Annotated in this window: 12 protein-coding genes and 2 tRNA genes; 12 read left to right on the top strand and 2 right to left on the bottom strand. The window is 43.2% G+C overall.

Going from position 1 to position 18715, the window contains the following annotated elements; translation table 11 throughout:
• Window positions 1-61: 61 nt before the first annotated feature.
• The 5 genes from DN752_RS11675 (at window position 62) to DN752_RS11655 (ending at window position 7626) form a co-directional block, all read left to right on the top strand.
• Window positions 62-134 (top strand) — tRNA-Gly (locus DN752_RS11675).
• Between the two features lie 97 nt (window positions 135-231).
• Window positions 232-315, top strand: a tRNA-Leu gene (locus DN752_RS11670).
• 1720 nt (window positions 316-2035) lie between these two features.
• A complete protein-coding gene (polA, locus tag DN752_RS11665) occupies window positions 2036-4852 on the top strand; it encodes a DNA polymerase I (protein ID WP_112784106.1) in 2817 nt (938 codons plus the stop codon).
• 175 nt (window positions 4853-5027) lie between these two features.
• Window positions 5028-6404, top strand: a complete 1377-nt coding sequence (gene radA, locus DN752_RS11660) for a DNA repair protein RadA (RefSeq protein ID WP_112784105.1) — start codon at window positions 5028-5030, stop codon at window positions 6402-6404.
• A gap of 799 nt (window positions 6405-7203) precedes the next feature.
• Window positions 7204-7626 carry a secondary thiamine-phosphate synthase enzyme YjbQ gene (locus tag DN752_RS11655; RefSeq protein WP_112784104.1) on the top strand — a complete coding sequence of 141 codons (423 nt, stop codon included), beginning with the start codon at window positions 7204-7206 and terminating at the stop codon, window positions 7624-7626.
• 80 nt (window positions 7627-7706) lie between these two features.
• Here DN752_RS11655 and DN752_RS11650 read toward each other — a convergent pair whose 3' ends face one another.
• Entirely contained in the window at window positions 7707-8363 is a 657-nt protein-coding gene (locus DN752_RS11650) for an HAD family hydrolase (RefSeq protein WP_112784103.1), read from the bottom strand.
• A 162-nt stretch (window positions 8364-8525) separates the two neighbouring features.
• Between DN752_RS11650 and DN752_RS11645 the strand changes: the two genes are divergently transcribed.
• Both DN752_RS11645 and DN752_RS11640 read left to right on the top strand, forming a co-directional pair.
• Complete coding sequence (locus DN752_RS11645; RefSeq protein WP_112784102.1) at window positions 8526-10106, top strand: McrB family protein; 1581 nt, start codon at window positions 8526-8528, stop codon at window positions 10104-10106.
• Between the two features lie 3 nt (window positions 10107-10109).
• A complete protein-coding gene (locus DN752_RS11640) occupies window positions 10110-12392 on the top strand; it encodes a DUF2357 domain-containing protein (protein ID WP_112784101.1) in 2283 nt (760 codons plus the stop codon).
• A gap of 16 nt (window positions 12393-12408) precedes the next feature.
• Here the strand turns inward: DN752_RS11640 and DN752_RS11635 are convergent, their stop codons facing one another.
• Window positions 12409-12870: a very short patch repair endonuclease gene (locus DN752_RS11635; protein WP_112784100.1), complete on the bottom strand. Its 462-nt coding sequence runs from the start codon at window positions 12868-12870 to the stop codon at window positions 12409-12411.
• A gap of 270 nt (window positions 12871-13140) precedes the next feature.
• Between DN752_RS11635 and DN752_RS11630 the strand changes: the two genes are divergently transcribed.
• The 5 genes from DN752_RS11630 (at window position 13141) to DN752_RS11610 (ending at window position 18643) form a co-directional block, all read left to right on the top strand.
• Window positions 13141-13827, top strand: a complete 687-nt coding sequence (locus DN752_RS11630) for a phospholipase D-like domain-containing protein (protein WP_112784099.1) — start codon at window positions 13141-13143, stop codon at window positions 13825-13827.
• Between the two features lie 234 nt (window positions 13828-14061).
• Window positions 14062-14607 carry a YfiT family bacillithiol transferase gene (locus tag DN752_RS11625; RefSeq protein ID WP_112784098.1) on the top strand — a complete coding sequence of 182 codons (546 nt, stop codon included), beginning with the start codon at window positions 14062-14064 and terminating at the stop codon, window positions 14605-14607.
• Between the two features lie 612 nt (window positions 14608-15219).
• Window positions 15220-15891 carry a DNA alkylation repair protein gene (locus tag DN752_RS11620; RefSeq protein ID WP_112784097.1) on the top strand — a complete coding sequence of 224 codons (672 nt, stop codon included), beginning with the start codon at window positions 15220-15222 and terminating at the stop codon, window positions 15889-15891.
• A 296-nt stretch (window positions 15892-16187) separates the two neighbouring features.
• Window positions 16188-17225: an ABC transporter ATP-binding protein gene (locus DN752_RS11615; protein WP_112784096.1), complete on the top strand. Its 1038-nt coding sequence runs from the start codon at window positions 16188-16190 to the stop codon at window positions 17223-17225.
• Between the two features lie 98 nt (window positions 17226-17323).
• Entirely contained in the window at window positions 17324-18643 is a 1320-nt protein-coding gene (locus DN752_RS11610; RefSeq protein ID WP_112784095.1) for a Gfo/Idh/MocA family protein, read from the top strand.
• Window positions 18644-18715: the final 72 nt, after the last annotated feature.

Here is an 18715-nt window from a genome sequence, read left to right as displayed (position 1 = left end):
GCGTACATTTGCACTCACAATGACGGAGATAAAACGGTCAACGTCACGATTTTCATCACAAGCGAAAGTAGCTCAGCTGGTAGAGCACGACCTTGCCAAGGTCGGGGTCGCGAGTTCGAATCTCGTCTTTCGCTCTCAAGAGCCCTTGAAAGAAAGGGCTTTCTTGTTTCTGGGTTTATTTTCACGATGATCCAAACAAGAAACCACATTACTTCTATACCCATAGAAGAAGCCGGGATGGTGGAATTGGTAGACACGCAAGACTTAAAATCTTGTGTCCATTAGGACGTGCGGGTTCAAGTCCCGCTCCTGGTACAGAAAAGCCGCTTAATCGCGGCTTTTTGTGTTTAACGCTACTTTTTTAATTTCTTGATTATATTTCGGGTCAAGCGGAATCGTTTTGAATGGCACGCTGATGACGCTGATTGGGCAGATTTTCGCTGATTTTTTTTGGTTGGCCACAAAGTCTCGAAGTCACAAAGGGGGAATGAATTGGGGGTTGTCGAGTACTTGGTCTATTACTTTCAAAAAATACTTAGTGACTTGGTGCCTTCGTGGCTTACTCTTTTTGCCACAAAGTCTCGAAGTCACCAAGAAGGATGAATCGGGTGTTGTCGTGTACTTTATCTATTACTTTCAAAAAATACTTGGTGCCTTCGTGGCTTCTTACTATTCCAGTATTAGTCAGCGGCTGACTAAATGCATATCATCCTATTGTGCCCTATGTTCCTATGTTGTTACCCATAAATCATACTTCAAAGAATAACTTCTGTATGTGGTATTGAGTTAAAAACTCAATTTTACGTGGTTCCGCAGCCCAGCTGTCGGAACAACCGGGATTCTGCTTTCGAAAAAAATCTGCCGAAACCTACCCCTAAATCCCCTAAAGGGGACTTCCTGATCACCCTCATGAAGACGAGTGAATTTAACAAATCGAAAGAATCTTTTCTCTTTACGTTTAAAGGTACTTCTTCTCAGTATGTAAAATTTAGTCGGAACAACCGATTGTCATGTACTTGGCCAATTACTTTCCAAAAACACTTAGCGCCTTGGTGCCTTCGTGGTTTCTTACTGTTCCTGCATAAGGCAGTGGCCGATTAGCTGCCTTTCCCCCTACTGTGGCCTATGTTCCTATGTTGTTACCCATAAACGATGCTTCAAAGTATAACTTCTGTATGTGGTATTGAGTTAAAAACTCAATTTTACGTGGTTCCGCAGCCCAGCTGTCGGAACAACCGGGATTCTGCTTTCGAAAAAAATCTGCCGAAACCTACCCCTAAATCCCCTAAAGGGGACTTTCTGATCACCCTCATGAGGACGAGGTAATTTAACAAATCGAAAGAATCTTTTCTCTTTACGTTTAAAGGTACTTCTTCTCAGTATGTAAAATTTAGTCGGAACAACCGATTGTCATGTACTTGGCCAATTACTTTCAAAAAATACTTAGCGCCTTGGTGCCTTCGTGGCTTCTTACTGTTCTTGCATGAGGCAGTGGCCGATTAGCTGCCTTTCCCCCTATTGTGCCCTATGTTCCTATGTTGTTACCCATAAATCATACTTCAAAGAATAACTTCTGTATGTGGTATTGAGTTAAAAACTCAATTTTAGGTGGTTCCGCAGCCCAGCTGTCGGAACAACCGATTGTCATTTACTTGATCTATTATTTTCCAAAAACACTTAGCGCCTTGGTGCCTTCGTGGCTTCTTACTGTTCCTGCATAAGGCAGTGGCCGATTAGCTGCCTTTCCCCCTACTGTGGCCTATGTTCCTATGTTGTTACCCATAAATTATACTCCAAAGCATAACTTCTGTATGTGGTATTGAGTTAAAAACTCAATTTTACGTGGTTCCGCAGCAGAGCTGTCGGAACAACAGTTGTGCTGGTGGAACAACTGGAAGGATGTAGCAGATGAGATTACCAATAACTCGGTAGAGACTGCGTTTCCTTTCCATTATAATTTGTAATTTAGCCTTCCCTGTGTTGGGCCATAGATTGGCCAGCAGGCTAATTCGTACATTCTAAGCAGATTAAACCCATGCCCAGTCCCGACAAGAAAAAACTCTTTCTTTTAGATGCCATGGCCCTGATCTATCGGGCCCATTTTGCGTTTAGCAAAAATCCTAGAATCAATTCCAAAGGCTTGAACACCGGAATTATGTTAGGGTTTACCAATACCCTTTTGGAGGTGATCGAGAAGCAGGCTCCCAGTCATGTTGCCGTGGCTTTTGATACGGCGGCACCGACATTTCGCCATGAGCAGTTTGAGGCTTATAAGGCCAATCGGCAGGAGCAGCCAGAAGATATCACCATTGGCATTCCCTGGGTAAAGCAGATTGTGGAGGGTTTTAACATCCCTATTTTGGAGTTGGATGGCTTTGAGGCCGATGATATTATCGGGACGATAGCCAAGAAGGCCGAATACAAGGATTTTGAGGTGTACATGATGACGCCTGACAAGGATTATGGACAGCTCGTGGAAGAGCATATCTTCCTGTACAAGCCTGCTTTTATGGGCAATGCGGTGGATGTAATGGGGCCAAAGGAAGTCTGTGCCAAGTGGGAAATCGAAGATCCTGATCAGGTGCGGGATATCCTTGGCCTGATGGGAGATGCTGTGGATAACATTCCAGGCATCCCGGGAATTGGCGAAAAAACGGCCAAAAAGCTGCTGAAAGCTTATGGTACCATCGAAGGGCTCTTGGAGCATGTCGATGACCTGAAAGGCAAGCAAAAGGAAAATGTGGAAAACTTTGGCCAGCAAGGCCTGCTCTCCAAAGAACTGGCCACGATCAAACAAGATGTGCCTATCGAATTTAATCCTAAGGACCTGAAATATGACGGGCCTGATGAAGAAAAACTCAAGGCCCTTTTTGCAGAAATGGAGTTCCGCACATTGACCCAACGCGTTTTTGGCGAGAAGATGAAAAAGCCCGCCGTAAAAGTCAATGACCAATTGGGGCTGTTTACCGGTCCAGAAGACCAAGCGGAGGAAGAAGAGGAAATAGCAGAAATCAACCCCATTCCGGAACCAGAACAGCTGAGCTCGGTGACTTCTATGGTGCATTCCTACCACAAGGTGGATGGACTGGAAGCCATCAAGGAATTGGTGGAATATTTGGAAATACAGGAGGAACTTTGTTTTGATACCGAAACGACAGACCTCGATCCCAATAAAGCAGAATTGGTGGGCTTGTCCTTTGCCTACGTGGCGGGAGAGGCATTTTACATTCCTGTTCCTGCAGACCAAAAAGAGACCAAAAAGCTCTTGGAACCACTACGGGCTATTTTTGAAAATGAAGACATCACCAAGATCGGCCAAAACTTAAAATATGATGCGCTGGTGCTTAAGAACTATGATATTGGGCTGAAGGGTAAACTCTACGATACCATGCTGGCGCATTACCTGATCGAACCAGAAGGGAAACACAATATGGACTGGCTGGCAGAACATTATTTGAATTACCGGCCGGTGTCTATCGAAACGCTTATTGGCAAGAAAGGAAAATCCCAAGGCAATATGCGGGACGCCGATGTGGATAAAGTGGTAGAATACGCCTCCGAGGATGCCGACATCACCTTGCAACTGGCACAAAAACTGAATCCAGACCTAAAAGAAGGTGGTTTGGAGAAACTTTTTTATGAAGTGGAAACCCCGTTGATTCCCGTGCTGACGGCCATGGAATATGAGGGAGTAAAGATCGATAAGGACAGTTTGGCGGAGTTATCCACAGCCTTGGAGAAAGACATTGTCCAGATTGAGGCGAAAGTGTATGAGTTGGCAGGGGTCAAATTTAATTTGGCTTCTCCGAAGCAATTGGGTGAAGTGCTCTTCGTGAAGATGGAGCTCGACCCAAAGGCCAAGAAAACCAAAACGGGCCAGTTTGCCACTGGCGAGGAGGTGCTTTCCAAGTTGGCGCCAAAGCATGAGATTGCTCAAGCCATATTGGATTACCGGGAATTGGTAAAGTTGAAAAACACCTATGTGGATACCTTACCTACTTTGATCAATCCTAAAACTGGACGCATACATACGACTTATAATCAGGTAGTTGCTGCTACAGGAAGGCTTTCCTCTATCAACCCCAATTTGCAAAACATTCCCATTCGAACAGAGCGAGGCAGGGAGATCAGAAAGGCTTTTGTACCTAGGGATGAGGACCATGTGATCTTGGCAGCAGATTACAGTCAGATCGAACTGCGCATCATGGCGGCTTTTTCGCAGGATGAATCCATGATCGAGGCATTTAAGGAAGGACGGGATATCCACAGCACCACTGCGGCCAAGATCTTCCAAGTGCCGTTGGACGAAGTGACCAGCGACATGCGCCGAAAGGCCAAAACGGCCAATTTTGGCATTATCTATGGGATTTCTGCCTTCGGACTGTCCCAGCGCCTTAATATCCCTCGGGGGGAAGCCAAGGAAATCATCGATGCCTATTTCAAGGAATTTCCTGCGGTGAGCCAATACATGAATGACTGCATCGAGAAGGCCCGCAAAAACGAGTATGTCGAGACTATCCTTGGTCGTCGTCGCTATCTCAGGGATATCAACAGCCGCAATGCCACCATGCGCGGCTATTCCGAGCGAAACGCCATCAATGCTCCTATCCAGGGAAGCGCTGCGGACATGATCAAAGTGGCCATGATCCATGTGCATAAGTGGATGCAGGAACAACAGCTGAAATCCAAAATGATCCTTCAGGTACACGATGAACTGGTTTTTGATGCGCATAAGGACGAGGTGGATTTGTTGAAAAAGGAAATTCCGTCCATCATGACCAAGGCCCTAGAGATCGAAGTCCCCATGCAGGTGGAAGTCGGTGTCGGCAAGGATTGGCTGGAAGCGCATTAAAAATTGGAAGATTATAGTATTGAAAAATTGTAGCCCAGTAGAGTAGTCTTGATGTTGAGATAGGTGATTGCACGGCTGTCATTTCATCAGTTACCTTGGGTTCATTTGTGCAATTGGTGGACACCTTCCGGCTAAGGAGCGTTTTCCAACAGCACATGTAAACTATCCTATCAACATGCCAAAAATCAAGACGGCTTATTTCTGCCAAAATTGTGGTGCCCAAAGTCCCAAGTGGGTCGGTAAATGTCCGGCCTGTGGGGAGTGGAATACTTTTGTAGAAGAGGTTATCCACAAGGAAGAAAATGCCCGTGGAAGCTGGAAACAAGGTTCCGAAAAAAATAAACGAAGCAATTCGCCCAGAAAATTACATGAAATAAATTACGAAGAGCACCCTCGATTGGTCACCGAAGACGCAGAGTTGGACCGTGTTTTGGGAGGCGGGATCGTTCCGGGTTCACTGACGCTCATTGGTGGCGAACCGGGCATAGGCAAGTCCACCTTGATGCTCCAGATAGCCCTGATCCTAAACCAAACCAGTGTGCTGTATGTATCCGGTGAGGAAAGCGAGAGCCAGATCAAGATGCGGGCTGATCGGATGCAATATCACAGTGAAAACTGTTTTGTGCTTTCTGAGACCAACACACAGGTGATCTTCCAACAAATAGAAGCACTAAAGCCAGAAGTATTGGTGATCGACTCCATACAGACCTTGCACAGCAAGCATGTGGAATCTGCGGCAGGCTCCGTTTCCCAGGTGCGGGAGTGTACGGCGGAGCTGATGAAGTTTGCGAAAGAAACAGGCACACCGGTTTTTCTAATTGGCCATATTACCAAAGACGGCTCCATCGCTGGGCCAAAGATCTTGGAACACATGGTGGATACCGTGTTGCAATTTGAAGGAGACCGGCACCTTTCCTACCGGATTTTGCGTACTTCCAAAAACCGTTTTGGTTCTACCAATGAGCTCGGCATCTATGAAATGCGCGCGGAAGGCCTCCGTGGCGTAGCCAATCCCTCAGAGATTCTGCTCAGCCAACGCGAAGAGGTGCTCAATGGTGTGGCCATCGGTGCCATGCTGGAAGGAAACCGTCCACTACTGATCGAGATCCAATCACTGATCAGTCCCGCCACTTATGGCACTCCACAGCGAAGCAGCACCGGCCATGATTCCAAACGGCTGAACATGCTCTTGGCTGTCCTGGAGAAACGCGGCGGAATGCGGTTGGGCCAGCAGGATGTTTTCTTGAATGTGGCAGGCGGTATGCGTGTGGATGATCCAGGCTTGGATTTGGCAGTGTGCGCAGCATTGCTTTCTTCCTACGAGGATACACCGGTATCGCCAGACTTGTGCTTTGCAGGTGAAGTGGGGTTAGGTGGTGAAATCCGCGCCGTAAACCGCATCGAAAATCGCATCGCCGAAGCAGATAAACTAGGTTTCAAAAAAATCATCGTTTCCAAATACGCCGTAAAAGGCGTTGACTTATCCACATTTGGCATTGAAGTAATCCCCGTCACCAAGCTGGATGAGATGTACCAGCGATTGTTCAGCTGACCTGTGGATATTACCCCTCGATCCCCTAAAAGGGGAGGTGAAAAAAGATAAATCAGTGATGATCTTAAGAAATCAGCGTCATCAGGGTTCCACCAATTTATAGCACGCAGACAGCGCAGATGGTTATGATTTGCACTGATGAATGCTTCACCAAAAGGGAAGTGGAATAGGTGAAAAAAATAGATGTGTTTATCTGCAATGACACCAGTAATCACAGATATAATAAATAGGTTCGCACAGAAGCCACTGAAATCCCAGAAGAGCTATATTTTATTCTGGGTATTTTGTGTGTTATGTAAGAAATAAAACCTGCTGGCAGGAACATGTATAATTCTTCGAATATTACCCCTCAGTCCCCTAAAAGGGGAGGTAAAAAAAGGTAAATCAGTGATGATCTTAAGAAATCAGCGTCATCAGCGTTCCACCAATTTATAGCACGCAGATAGCGCAGATGGTTATGATTTGCACTGATGAATGTTTCACCAAAAGGGAAGTGGAATGGGTGAAAAAAATAGATGTGTTTATCTGCAATGACACCAGTAATCACGGATGTAATAAATAGGTTCGCACAGAAGCCACTGAAATCCCAGAAGAGCTATATTTTATTCTGGGTATTTTGTGTGTTATGTAAGAAATAAAACCTGCTGGCAGGAAATCGTATAATTAAAAAAAGGACCAGCGATTACCCCTCAGTCCCCTAAAAGGGGAGGTGAAAAAAGGTAAATCAGTGATGATCTTAAGAGATCAGCGTCATCAGCGTTCCATAAAGCATTTGATAATATTATAAACTATACCACATATGAAATTCTTTCAGAAACATACGACGTTAAGGCCTTATGCTAGAGGGTTCCATTTGATTACCAGGGAGGTGGAGGCTGGAATTCCGGAAATTGGGGAAATCCAAACGGGTACTTTACAGGTGTTTATCCAACATACCTCTGCTGGTCTCACCATCAATGAAAATGCCGACCCAACCGTCCGAAAAGACTTCGAAACGTTCATTAATGACATGATTCCTGAAAGTTATCCACGGTTTATCCACACTTACGAAGGGCCAGATGATATGCCCGCCCATATCAAAAGCAGCTTGTTTGGTTGCTCCGTTTCTATTCCTATTTCAGGGGGAAAACTGGCTCTAGGGACTTGGCAGGGCATTTATCTTGGTGAATTTCGGGATCATGGTGGCTCAAGGAAGTTGGTGATCACTGCCATGGGGAAATAAAAAAACCGTGTAAAAAGCTGTAATCCACAGACTTTTCCACACGGTTTTAGTTTTTATATACAGGAAATTGCTTTTAAAAATTATTGCAGCAGTTCCTGTACTTTTTCTACGGTAATTTCGTTGTAGTCTTTGATGTAAATATCGCATGGCGGCAGTTCTTCTTTAGTGTGGGAAGTAAGCACGCCGACGACCTTCATCCCCGCATTGATCCCCGCGGAAACGCCGGAGTAGGAATCCTCGAAAACCACGCAATTGGCTGGTTTTGTGGATAAGTTATCGGCCGATTTGAGATAGACTTCCGGCTCAGGCTTGTGGGTGGTGACATCTTCGCTGGCCATGAGGGATTCCATGTTGTTGCGGATGCCAAGGGTATCGATGATCAAGTCCATATTGGCACGGGGAGCGGAAGTGCCCACGCCCGTCCGGAAGCCTTGTTCCTTTAGGCTCGCCAAGAATTCCATATAGCCCGGCACGGGGGTTACCTGTGAACTGTAGATTTCGCGGAAAAGCCCCTCCTTCTCATTCTCCAGTTCGACCAACTCTTCCGGCGTCACCTCTCGTTTCAGAAAATAGCTGAAAATATAGCTATTGGGTTTCCCGTACATATGGTCGGCATATTCCTCCTTGCTGGCCTTCATGCCGCGCTTTTCAAAAAACCGATCAAAGGCCTGGGAATGGAACGGATTGGTATGACAAATCACCCCGTCCATATCAAATATCACTGCAAAATTTTCCATGCCGCAAAATTAGGGCTTTTTGTGGGATTGGGAAGGAAATGGAAGTTATTGGTTTGTTATGGGAGAGGGTTAGTAAAGAATAGATATGATATTTTAGATGGAGGATTTTTGGGAATGTGTTATCTTGGTATTTGAAACAGTTTTGTAATTTCTAGACCGAATATGAGTTTTTATAATCAATTAAAACAGTTTTTAGATGAAGCTGATTCTGGAAACCTTAAAACGAAACATTATATAAATGAGTACCAAAGAACAAAGGTTCGAGTGAGTTTTGGAATGACAGTTCCTGCTCATATACCATGGATTTCGTTCTTAAGGGATCCCAATACCACAAGTAATGGAATCTATCCAGTTTATCTTTATTTTAAGCAGGAGGAAATTTTAATATTAGCATATGGGGTAAGTGAAACCAAAGACCCAAATTATATTTGGCCAATGAACAATCTTCAAACCATAAAAAATTACTTTGAAGAGAACGGCTTGGAAAAACCAAAAAGATATGGTAACTCTTTCGTTTACAACGTATACGATAGAAATAATTTGCCAAATAGGAATAGTTTAGACAAAGATTTGGACGACCTTATTAATTTTTATAAAACGATGGATTTTCAAAGCGAGAGTATAGATGGCACCAAAGTAGAAGTATTTAGCATCACTTCTTTTATACAATGTCTTCCAACCTCAAATCTGATTTACTCAAATTTATTGGTTAAAAGATTCATCGCTTCTCTCTTAACAAAACCCTTTGTAATTCTTACCGGTTTAGCGGGCTCCGGAAAAACCAAGTTGGCACAGGCATTTGTACATTGGATCTGTCAGGATGAAAGCCAGTACCGTATTGTCCCTGTAGGGGCAGATTGGACGAACAGGGAGCCTTTATTGGGTTACCCCAATGCACTAAATACTGAGGAATATATAAGGCCTGATACAGGTGTTTTGGATTTGATTCTATCAGCCCAAAAACATCCACAATTACCTTATTTTTTGATTTTAGATGAAATGAACCTGAGCCATGTGGAGAGGTATTTTGCTGATTTCCTGAGTGTAATGGAATCAAATGATGGGATATTACTCTATTCGGGAAATGATATTGATGGGGTTCCTTCCAAATTATCCTTACCGAAGAACTTATTTATTATCGGTACCGTGAACATCGATGAAACTACCAATATGTTCAGTCCTAAAGTATTGGATCGCGCTAATACTATCGAATTCAGGGTATCTGAAGAGGAAATGAAAAGTTTCTTTGAAAAAACAGGACAAATAAACATGGAGGCATTAAAAACAAAAGGTGCGATGATGGCGTCAAGCTTTCTGGAAATGGCAGGAACAAAAGAGATCAGCCTTGACGAAGAAATTAAAAGTGAATTATTAAAATTTTTCGCCGAATTAAAAAAAGTAGGTGCAGAGTTTGGTTATCGTACGGCCACAGAGATTTTGCAATTGATCCATCACCTTTCCCAACTGGATACAGCGCTAGAAAAACCTACGCTGATGGATGTGGCTATTATGCAAAAGTTACTTCCCAAACTTCATGGTTCCCAAAGAAAACTTCGTGGCTCACTGGAACGGCTTGGAGGCTTTTGCTTGGAAGATTCGACGAGCGTACGGGAACTGTTTGATAAGAAATCAATAACTGTTGCTCAAGACCCCAATATCAGGTACCCCTTATCTTTTGAAAAAATCCATAGGATGTACTATAGCTGTTTAGAAAATGGCTTTGCCAGTTTTGCTGAAGCATAATCTATGGAGGGCACCAACCTGAAAATATCGCTAGATAACTATTGTCATGGGCTAGAATTAGAGATTAATCCCAAAAATGGAGCTCCTATCTATGACATGGGAAAGGATGCTCATTTATTTGGAGAAGCACGTTTTCAGTTGATGGAAGGTTTTCAGTATGATTACAGTTTGAATAAAGCAGAGTATCTATTGGGCGATCCAGGAATGAAGATCATCCAACCCCATTCAAAAATACCTTATGTGGGAAGAATTGTTCCGAATATTTTTGTCGGAAATCTTCAAATTCCACTCTTCCTTCGATCTGAAAATCGGCAAATTGGTTGTATAGCAGTTGAGGTTCGGTCTGTAAAGTCATCTTATAGGGAAGATTATCGTGATATGTTAGAATATATCACGGAGAAATGTACGGACATTCTGTTGCAGGCAGAATCCCCTGCCCTTCAGAATTTGGAAGTGGATTTTTCAGGAGATAGCCAATCGCTATACCAAAAATTTGCCTTTGTAAATTCCATAGTAGGAAGCTATGAATTTACAGAAGCGGTACATAGGATTATTACTAACCCAGTAACTAAGTGGGCTGACGCTTATGAAAACCGGGACATTAGACGGATCAGAAGGTTTTCAAATAAGAACATAAAAGATCTGAAAAAAGGCAGTAATCGAACGAGAATTCCTGATAGACATTATCTGCGAAATCAAGGAATGAACACAGCTCCACAACGTATTGAATATGCGGTAAAAAGTGATTCAGTAGATACACCTGAAAATAGATTTATCAAGTATGCATTACAATCGTTTTTACAATTTGGTAATGATATAAGACAAAAATCGAATGTTGGGGCAAAACTATATAATGAGGCGGGTGTTTTTGTAGATCGCTTAAGTGCTTACCTTCACCATGCTGTTTTTAATGAAATCAATAGACCAGCTACATTAAAACTCAACAGTCCAGTATTACAGAGAAAAGAAGGTTATAGAGAAATCTTACGAGTTTGGTTAATGTTTGATTTGGCTGCAAAACTAATCTGGGAAGGTGGAGAAGATGTTTATAAGGGAGGCAAAAAAGATGTGGCGACGTTATATGAATATTGGCTCTTTTTCAAACTTTTGGAGTTATTTGGTTCCATTTTTAAAATAAAACCGAAATCAATCCAAGAATTAATAAAGCCCACAAAAGAAGGTCTACACCTTACACTAAAGCAAGGAAAAAGTACTCCTCTAAAAGGAATATATGATGCAGGAAGTAGAAAGTTCAATGTAAGGTTTAATTTTAATAGGTCTTTTAAAGGGGGACGAACTTATCCACAAAGTGGCAGTTGGTCAGCCTCTCTGCGTCCCGATTATACTTTGTCTATTTGGCCTTTGGGAATAACGGAAGAAGAAGCAGAGGACCAAGAGCTAATTGTGCATGTGCATTTTGATGCAAAATATAAAATAAGTAACCTTAGAGATATCATTCCTGACCCTTCCTGCCAAAACTTGGATGATGAGAAAAAACAAAATAAAGCTGGAATCTATAATAATGCAGATCTCTTAAAAATGCATGCATACAAGGATGCTATTAGAAGGACTGGTGGCGCTTATGTACTATATCCAGGCGAAAAGCACTATAATACTAAGGGGTTTCATGAAATTATCCCGGGGCTAGGAGCTTTTCCTGTCCAACCGTCTAAAACAGATAGCGGAGTTAATGAACTCAAGGGATTTATTTTAGAGGTGGTAAAGCATTTTGTCAACAGGGCCTCTCAAAGAGAAAAAGCAGCTTACCGTACTTACAAAATACATAAATCCCCACCAGAAGAAGGATCCGAACTAAATGAGCCACTTCCAGAACTTTATCATGATAATAGACATCTATTGCCTGATGAAACTTATGTTCTAGTTGGCTATTATAAGAATGCGGATCATCTAAATTGGATCAAGAAAAATCACTTGTACAACTTTAGAACAGGCTCCAGAGCAGGTTCTCTTCGCTTAAGTCATGAGGTGGTTAATGCCGAATATTTATTATTGCATTCGAAGGGTGATAATAAGACAAAGGAGTTATGGAGAATTAAAAACAAAGGTCCCAAAATTTTTTCCCAAAGGGATATGGAGAATAGAAATTATCCTTCAGCTAGCATAAAAAGTCATTATTTGGTAGTGGATGTAGAGAAAGTCAATGAGCCAGAACTTAGCGGTCTACACTTTGACTTTAGATCATTAAAGAATTATAGTTCAAAAAATGCCTCTGCCTATCCATTTTTCGCAACACTTTCTGAATTAATGAAAAATAAAGTGAAATAATCAACTACCTGCATTATTAACGAATATGCTCCAAAACCCTCCTCACACAAATCCCCAATTCCTTCTTTACCTCAAAATCCCAAAATCGTAGAACCGTCCATCCATTTCTTTTGTAATACGTATTGATTTCTTGGTCGCGCTGCATGTTGCGTTCGATTTTGGGGATCCAGAAGTCGCGGTTGGATTTGATGGCATGTTTGCGTTCGGGCCAGTTGTGACCGTGCCAGAAGGAGCCGTCGATAAAGATGACCAGTTTGTACTTGATAAATGTAATGTCTGGTTTGCCCGGTAGTTTGCGTGTGTTGGAGCGGTGATGGAGGCCAGTGTGCCAGAGGGCTTTTTTGAGGAGCTTTTCTGGTTTGGTGTTTTTGCCCTTGATCCGAGACATCATAAAAGACCGCTGCTTCGTAGTGTAGAAGCCGTTTTCCTCATTGAACCGAGGCACGTTGATCTTTTGCGCTGGATAAGGCTTTTTCATATTTGAGCAATTTGATCTGGTGTTTTTACTCAGTGATTATACGGAAAGGGAGCGCATTGGATATCCATAATAGTATAAATGACTATCCGTGATATTACACGAAATGGAGCCATTATAAAATTTGGTTTCGAAAGTTTTGCTATCTGCACAATTCAGGAGACTCATTATATTACAAAAACTAATTTTATATGCAGGGTGGAGATTGATTATGATAATTGAAGTCAGTATATTTTGTTCACTGATATTGTTCCAAATCACTTTTACATCACCATGACCACATTTACAAAACTACTGTCTGAATTCAAAGAAAGCTTGGATGACCATGCGCTGTCGCGGTCGGAGAAGCGGGAGATCAAGTCTTATCTGACAGCGCTGACGACACATGATCGACAGGTGCTGTTGTCGGATTTGTTTCAGATGGTCCAAGCCAAAGCACCGGATGTCCACACCGAAAACCTGATCGCTTGGTTTTATGAAGCGGTGAAGATCCTTCAGGAAAAGGACAGCCCTCAGGCCACTGCGGATGTCTTTTTCAGCCCGGGAAATACGTGCAGGGAGGCCATTATGCAGGAAATCAGGTTGGCGCAATCGCTTATCCACATCTGTGTATTTACGATCAGTGATAACCAGATTTCGGATGAATTGATCCATGCCCACCAACGGAATGTGGCCGTAAAGGTCTTGACCGATGATGAAAAATGCTTTGATCTCGGATCGGATATCGATCGGATCAGGCAAGCTGGCATTCCTGTGCAAACAGACCACAGTGCTGCCCATATGCACCACAAGTTTGCCATCTTTGACCAGAAAAAGGTGCTCACGGGAAGTTATAACTGGACCCGGTCAGCAGCAGAATTTAACTACGAAAATATCGTCTTGCTGGAAGATATCCACACGGTAAGGGCCTTCGAAAGGGAGTTTGAGCGGCTGTGGAAAAGTTTTGAAAGGGGGCTTTGATAGCATTCATTGGCCGATTTAACAAAAAAATCAGTGTAAGGCTGCGATATAGATGACGGCTGATGGTATGATGAGCTTGGGAAACAAAAAAGGGAATTTTCTCTATTGGAGCCTGTGCTATTGGCCTGTAATTTGTAATTTTCACTATGATATAACTGGCCGGGGTAAATAGAATGTATAACTATACCGTCAGTTGCAGCATATTTCAGTTTAGGACATAAAAGAACATTATCCATGAACCCACAAGAGCTAGAAAGACTCAAATATCCCATCGGCCAGCACCATGAGCAAATTAAGTACACGATGGAAGATGTACGTAGCTGGATAGGTGATATCGCACAATTTCCACAACAGATCACCTCGCTTACCGAAAGCCTCACCACTGATGAACTCAACTGGCTTCATCGCCCCGACGGATGGACGATAAAGCAATTGGTGCATCACTGTGCAGATAGCCATATGAACAGCTTTATGCGCTATAAGTTGGCACTGACAGAAGATACGCCAAAAATCAAACCGTATTATGAGGATCGTTGGGCGGAATTGCCGGATGGCACAATGGATGAGATTTCTGATTCCCTGATGATCATTGCTGGCATCCATCGCCGATGGGCTGTTTTGCTAAATACGCTTAGCGAGGAGCAGTTGCAGCGGACATTCTATCATCCGGAGCACAGGAAAGAAACGAACCTAGGAACGACCACAAGTATGTACAGTTGGCACTGTAAGCACCATTTGGCACATATCGAACAGGCCTTGGCACATAAAGGGTCGTTTTGATAAAGTAGGATTAGAAAAAATTCCAACGGGTTGGAGTCACCAACTTCATGTGCCTGCTTCCGCAGCATAGTTGTGGGGAACAGCCATAGGTGTGAGGCTAAGGTCTGTTAGTCGCTGAAAATCTATTTTCTTATTGATGTCTTTGCTCTTCACAAGTGGCCCAGGGGGATTTCAAATCCCCATTATCTCCGTTAGAGATTATATATCCCAAACAGCAAAGAACAGTAGGTAAGAATAGGCCACTAAGAAACTAAGCTATTTATAGGATGTATCCTTGGTGACTTAGAGGCTTTGTGACCATAAATCCTCATTAGATAGCAAATCTAAATCAGCAAAAATCTACTCAACCTGTTCCCTCGTTAAACCCGGAATATGTATTAGCCTATCTACGCCACGGCGCACAGGTGTTGCGACCTGAAACTGCTTCAAAATCAGCCGTTTCACTTTAGTTTTCGGCATAACCGTAGCGGTGCTACGCTAATGCCTCCAAACTAACTGATTTTCTTGCACTTTCAGCTCTCACTACGATTCCTAATGCATAATCCGGGTTAAATTTTTAGAGATTGGTAATCATGACGTATCGATACATCGATTCTTTTCCTAATTTTAGGCATGAAATCGTACCTCCGCACTCTTGAAAATGAGTTTCGCCGTCATGGAAATAATGTCGTTGCCAAAGGCCAAAAGGCATACATGAAGGGGCAGTTTGAGTTTATCGGTCTAAAGACGCCAGTACGGAGAAAACTCCAGGGACCATTTTTGGCAAAGGCTGCTTTGCCAGAAAGGTATAAAATACCAGAGATGGTAGAATTGCTCTGGAATATGCCAGAACGGGAATTCCAGCTTTTTGCTCAGGAACTGGTGCAGAAGTACTTCAGCAAACCGGAAAAGGCCGATATTGACCTGCTGGAGTACATGATGGTGAATAAGTCTTGGTGGGATACGGTGGATTTTATAGCGGTAAAGCTAGTGGCCAACTATTTTTGGGAGTATCCAGCGCAAATAAAACCATATGTGGATAAGTGGCTCGCCTCGGACAATATCTGGCTGCAACGGTGCGCCCTGCTCTTTCAGCTGAACTATAAAGAAAAATTAGATACTGAACTCCTCCAAGAGGTTATCCACAAGCTACTGGGCTCGAAGGAATTTTTTATCAACAAGGCCATCGGCTGGATCCTCCGCCAATACAGCAAAACCAACCCCGATTGGGTAAGGCAATTTGTGGATAACACGGAGTTGGCCGCCCTCAGCCGAAAGGAAGCATTGAGGAAGGTGGATAAGTGATTTTGTTTTATTAATCATTGATTTATAATAAATTAACATTATTCAGATAAAGCACTTTATTGATGTTATTTTTCCATTGCACCATTTTCTACTGCGTTATTTATCACCTAAAGGAATTTATAGGCTATCAAAAAAGAAGGTACACAGCAGTACCTACATGCGCCTCGTTTTGATCACGTAATATCAATTTGGAATAATTTTGATCAGTTTTCCTTCTAATTTAGGGTGGCTATTCAGATAAATACAGTTAAATTTATCCCCATAGGCCATTTCTAACCCCCAAAGCTTATAGAAAAATGAGTTTACTCCAGCTTCATGGAATCACCAAGAAATTTCCGCAATCCAAGCAATTTGCCGTAAAGGATATCCACATAGCTATCGAAGAGGGCAGCATTCAGGCTATTGTAGGGGAAAATGGCTCTGGCAAAAGCACCCTGCTAAAGTTGATTGCTGGATTGGAGCACCCTGATAAAGGGGACATCATCTTTTCTGGCCAGACCATCGTAAATGGCAAAACTGCTGTACCCGCCAATCAGCGAGAAGTTGGGGTGATTTTTGAAGAGTATGCCTTGTTTCCTCAGATGACTATTTTGGATAATGTACGCCAAGCGTTGCATCAAGAGACCCGAAACGCCCGACAAATAGCCAAGGATAGCTTAGCACTAGCTGGATTAGAAGACAGTTTTAATACTTATCCACACCAGCTTTCCTCTGGCCAGCGACAGCGGGCAGCACTGGCGAGGGCTTTGGCCTCGCGCCCCAAGCTGCTGCTACTGGATGATCCTTTTCGCAGTTTGGACACGCGGTTCAAAAATGAAATCAGTGAAGACATTCAAGATATCGTCAAGAGTACAGGAATCACCGCTATAATTGCGAGTCACCATGCCAAGGATGCTTTGTCCTTAGCGGATAGTATCGCTATTTTGCACAAGGGCCTGTTGCAGCAAGTGGGTACGCCTATAGAAATATATAAGCAACCTGCCAATGCCTATGTGGCCAACTTTTTCGGTAAGCGCAATGAGATTTTGGCGACGCCTACAGAAGATGGATTTTATGCGGGATTTGGATTTATCCCCCATTTAGAGGCTGGAAATTATACGGGGAAGGTAAAAATACTCTTTCGGTCCGAGGATGCTAAAATCAAGAAAAATACCGAACAACCTCTTAGTGGCGTCGTTTCCCGAATATTGTTTTACGGAGACCATCAGATCGTAAAGCTGGAAGATGACGAAGGGAAGCAGCTCAGCATCAAGGCTGCTCCTGGAAGGGTTTTTGAGAAAGGCGCCAGGATGTTTTTTACTATCGATAAATATGAGATAGAGGAGGCCTTCTAAATAACTACCTAAAACAGCATTGTTCTTGGTAAATACATTGTATCGCTTTATTTTGGAGAAATTATTTTGAGACAACTAATTTTAACCCGAAATATTCCATGCAAAAGAAAAAGAATGCTGGACTCTCCAGAAGAAAATTTATGGGCGCTTCGGCCCTCGGTGCCACTGGCCTTTCATTTTTGCCTTACCTAGGCTTCAGTAAACCGCAGCAATTCACCTCATCCTCTTTAGGTACCAGCAAAGTACGTCTGGGATTTATCGGTCTGGGAAGACAGGCATCCGGACTTCTTAGAAACATGATGAATATTCCCAATGTGGAAATCATCGCTGGTTGTGATGTATATGGAGTGAAGCGAGAGCGCTTCCAGCATGTCGTAGCTGAGCAATATGGGAAAGAGCCTTCATCTATTCCTGTTTATGAGAAATACCAAGACTTGCTTCAGCGAGCTGATGTGGATGCAGTGGTGATTGCCACGCCGGATTTTTGGCATGCCCTGATCGCCATAGATGCCTGTCGTGCCAAAAAGGATATTTACTTGGAAAAACCACTCACTTATACTGTGAAAGAAGGTCAAGAGCTGGTTAAGGCCGTTCGTGATAATAGCGTGGTCTTGGCCGTGGGTAGTCAGCAACGGTCTGAGGCCAACTTCCAATATGCTGTCAGAATGGTCCAAAAAGGCCATATTGGGAAAGTAAACCATGTAAAAGCCCATGTGGGTCAGCCTACTTCACCAAAACCTTATGATCTCTCCAAAGAATCCATCCCTGCTGACCTGAACTGGGATTTATGGCTGGGACCTATCAAGCCAGTGCATTATAATGCTGAGCTAAATCCTCCTATTTCGTTGGATCCGAAAAAAAATGAAAATATCTGGGGAGCTTGGAGATGGTATTGGGAGACTGGTGGCGGGTTGATGACCGACTGGGGAGCCCATATGTTTGATATTGCCCAGTGGGGAATCGGCATGGACCGACATGGTCCGGTAGAAGTCGCTCCTGAAAAAGACAATAATCCGCTAACCTTCACCTATGCAAATGGAATTGTCATGACCGCTGAGCCTTTTGATGGAGGTACGCGAGGTGTACGCTTTATCGGTGACAAAGGCTGGATCCAAGTCTCCAGACAAGGTTTTAAGTCATCTATTCCTGATCTAGCTGTACCAGAAGCCGAAAAATCAACCATAAATGCCCACCCACACCATGTGGATTTTATAGAAAGTGTGATTCGTAGAAAAGATCCGATTGCTTCAGTAGAAATAGGACATAGCACCTGTACGGTATGCACACTTGGAAACATCTCCAATAAACTCGGCCGAAAGCTAAAATGGAATCCTACACAGCAGACTTTTGAGCAGGATGCAGAAGCAGAAGCTATGCTACATTATGATTATGAAAATGGCTATTCGCTAGACGCTTAGGTCAAAATGGCCTTTATTCCCTGTGGATAACTCAGTTATCCACAGGGATATAAATTTTTTTGATAATTTTAA

It is taken from the genome of Echinicola strongylocentroti (assembly GCF_003260975.1).
GTDB lineage: Bacteria > Bacteroidota > Bacteroidia > Cytophagales > Cyclobacteriaceae > Echinicola > Echinicola strongylocentroti.
This window is presented reverse-complemented; position numbering and strand designations above follow the sequence as displayed.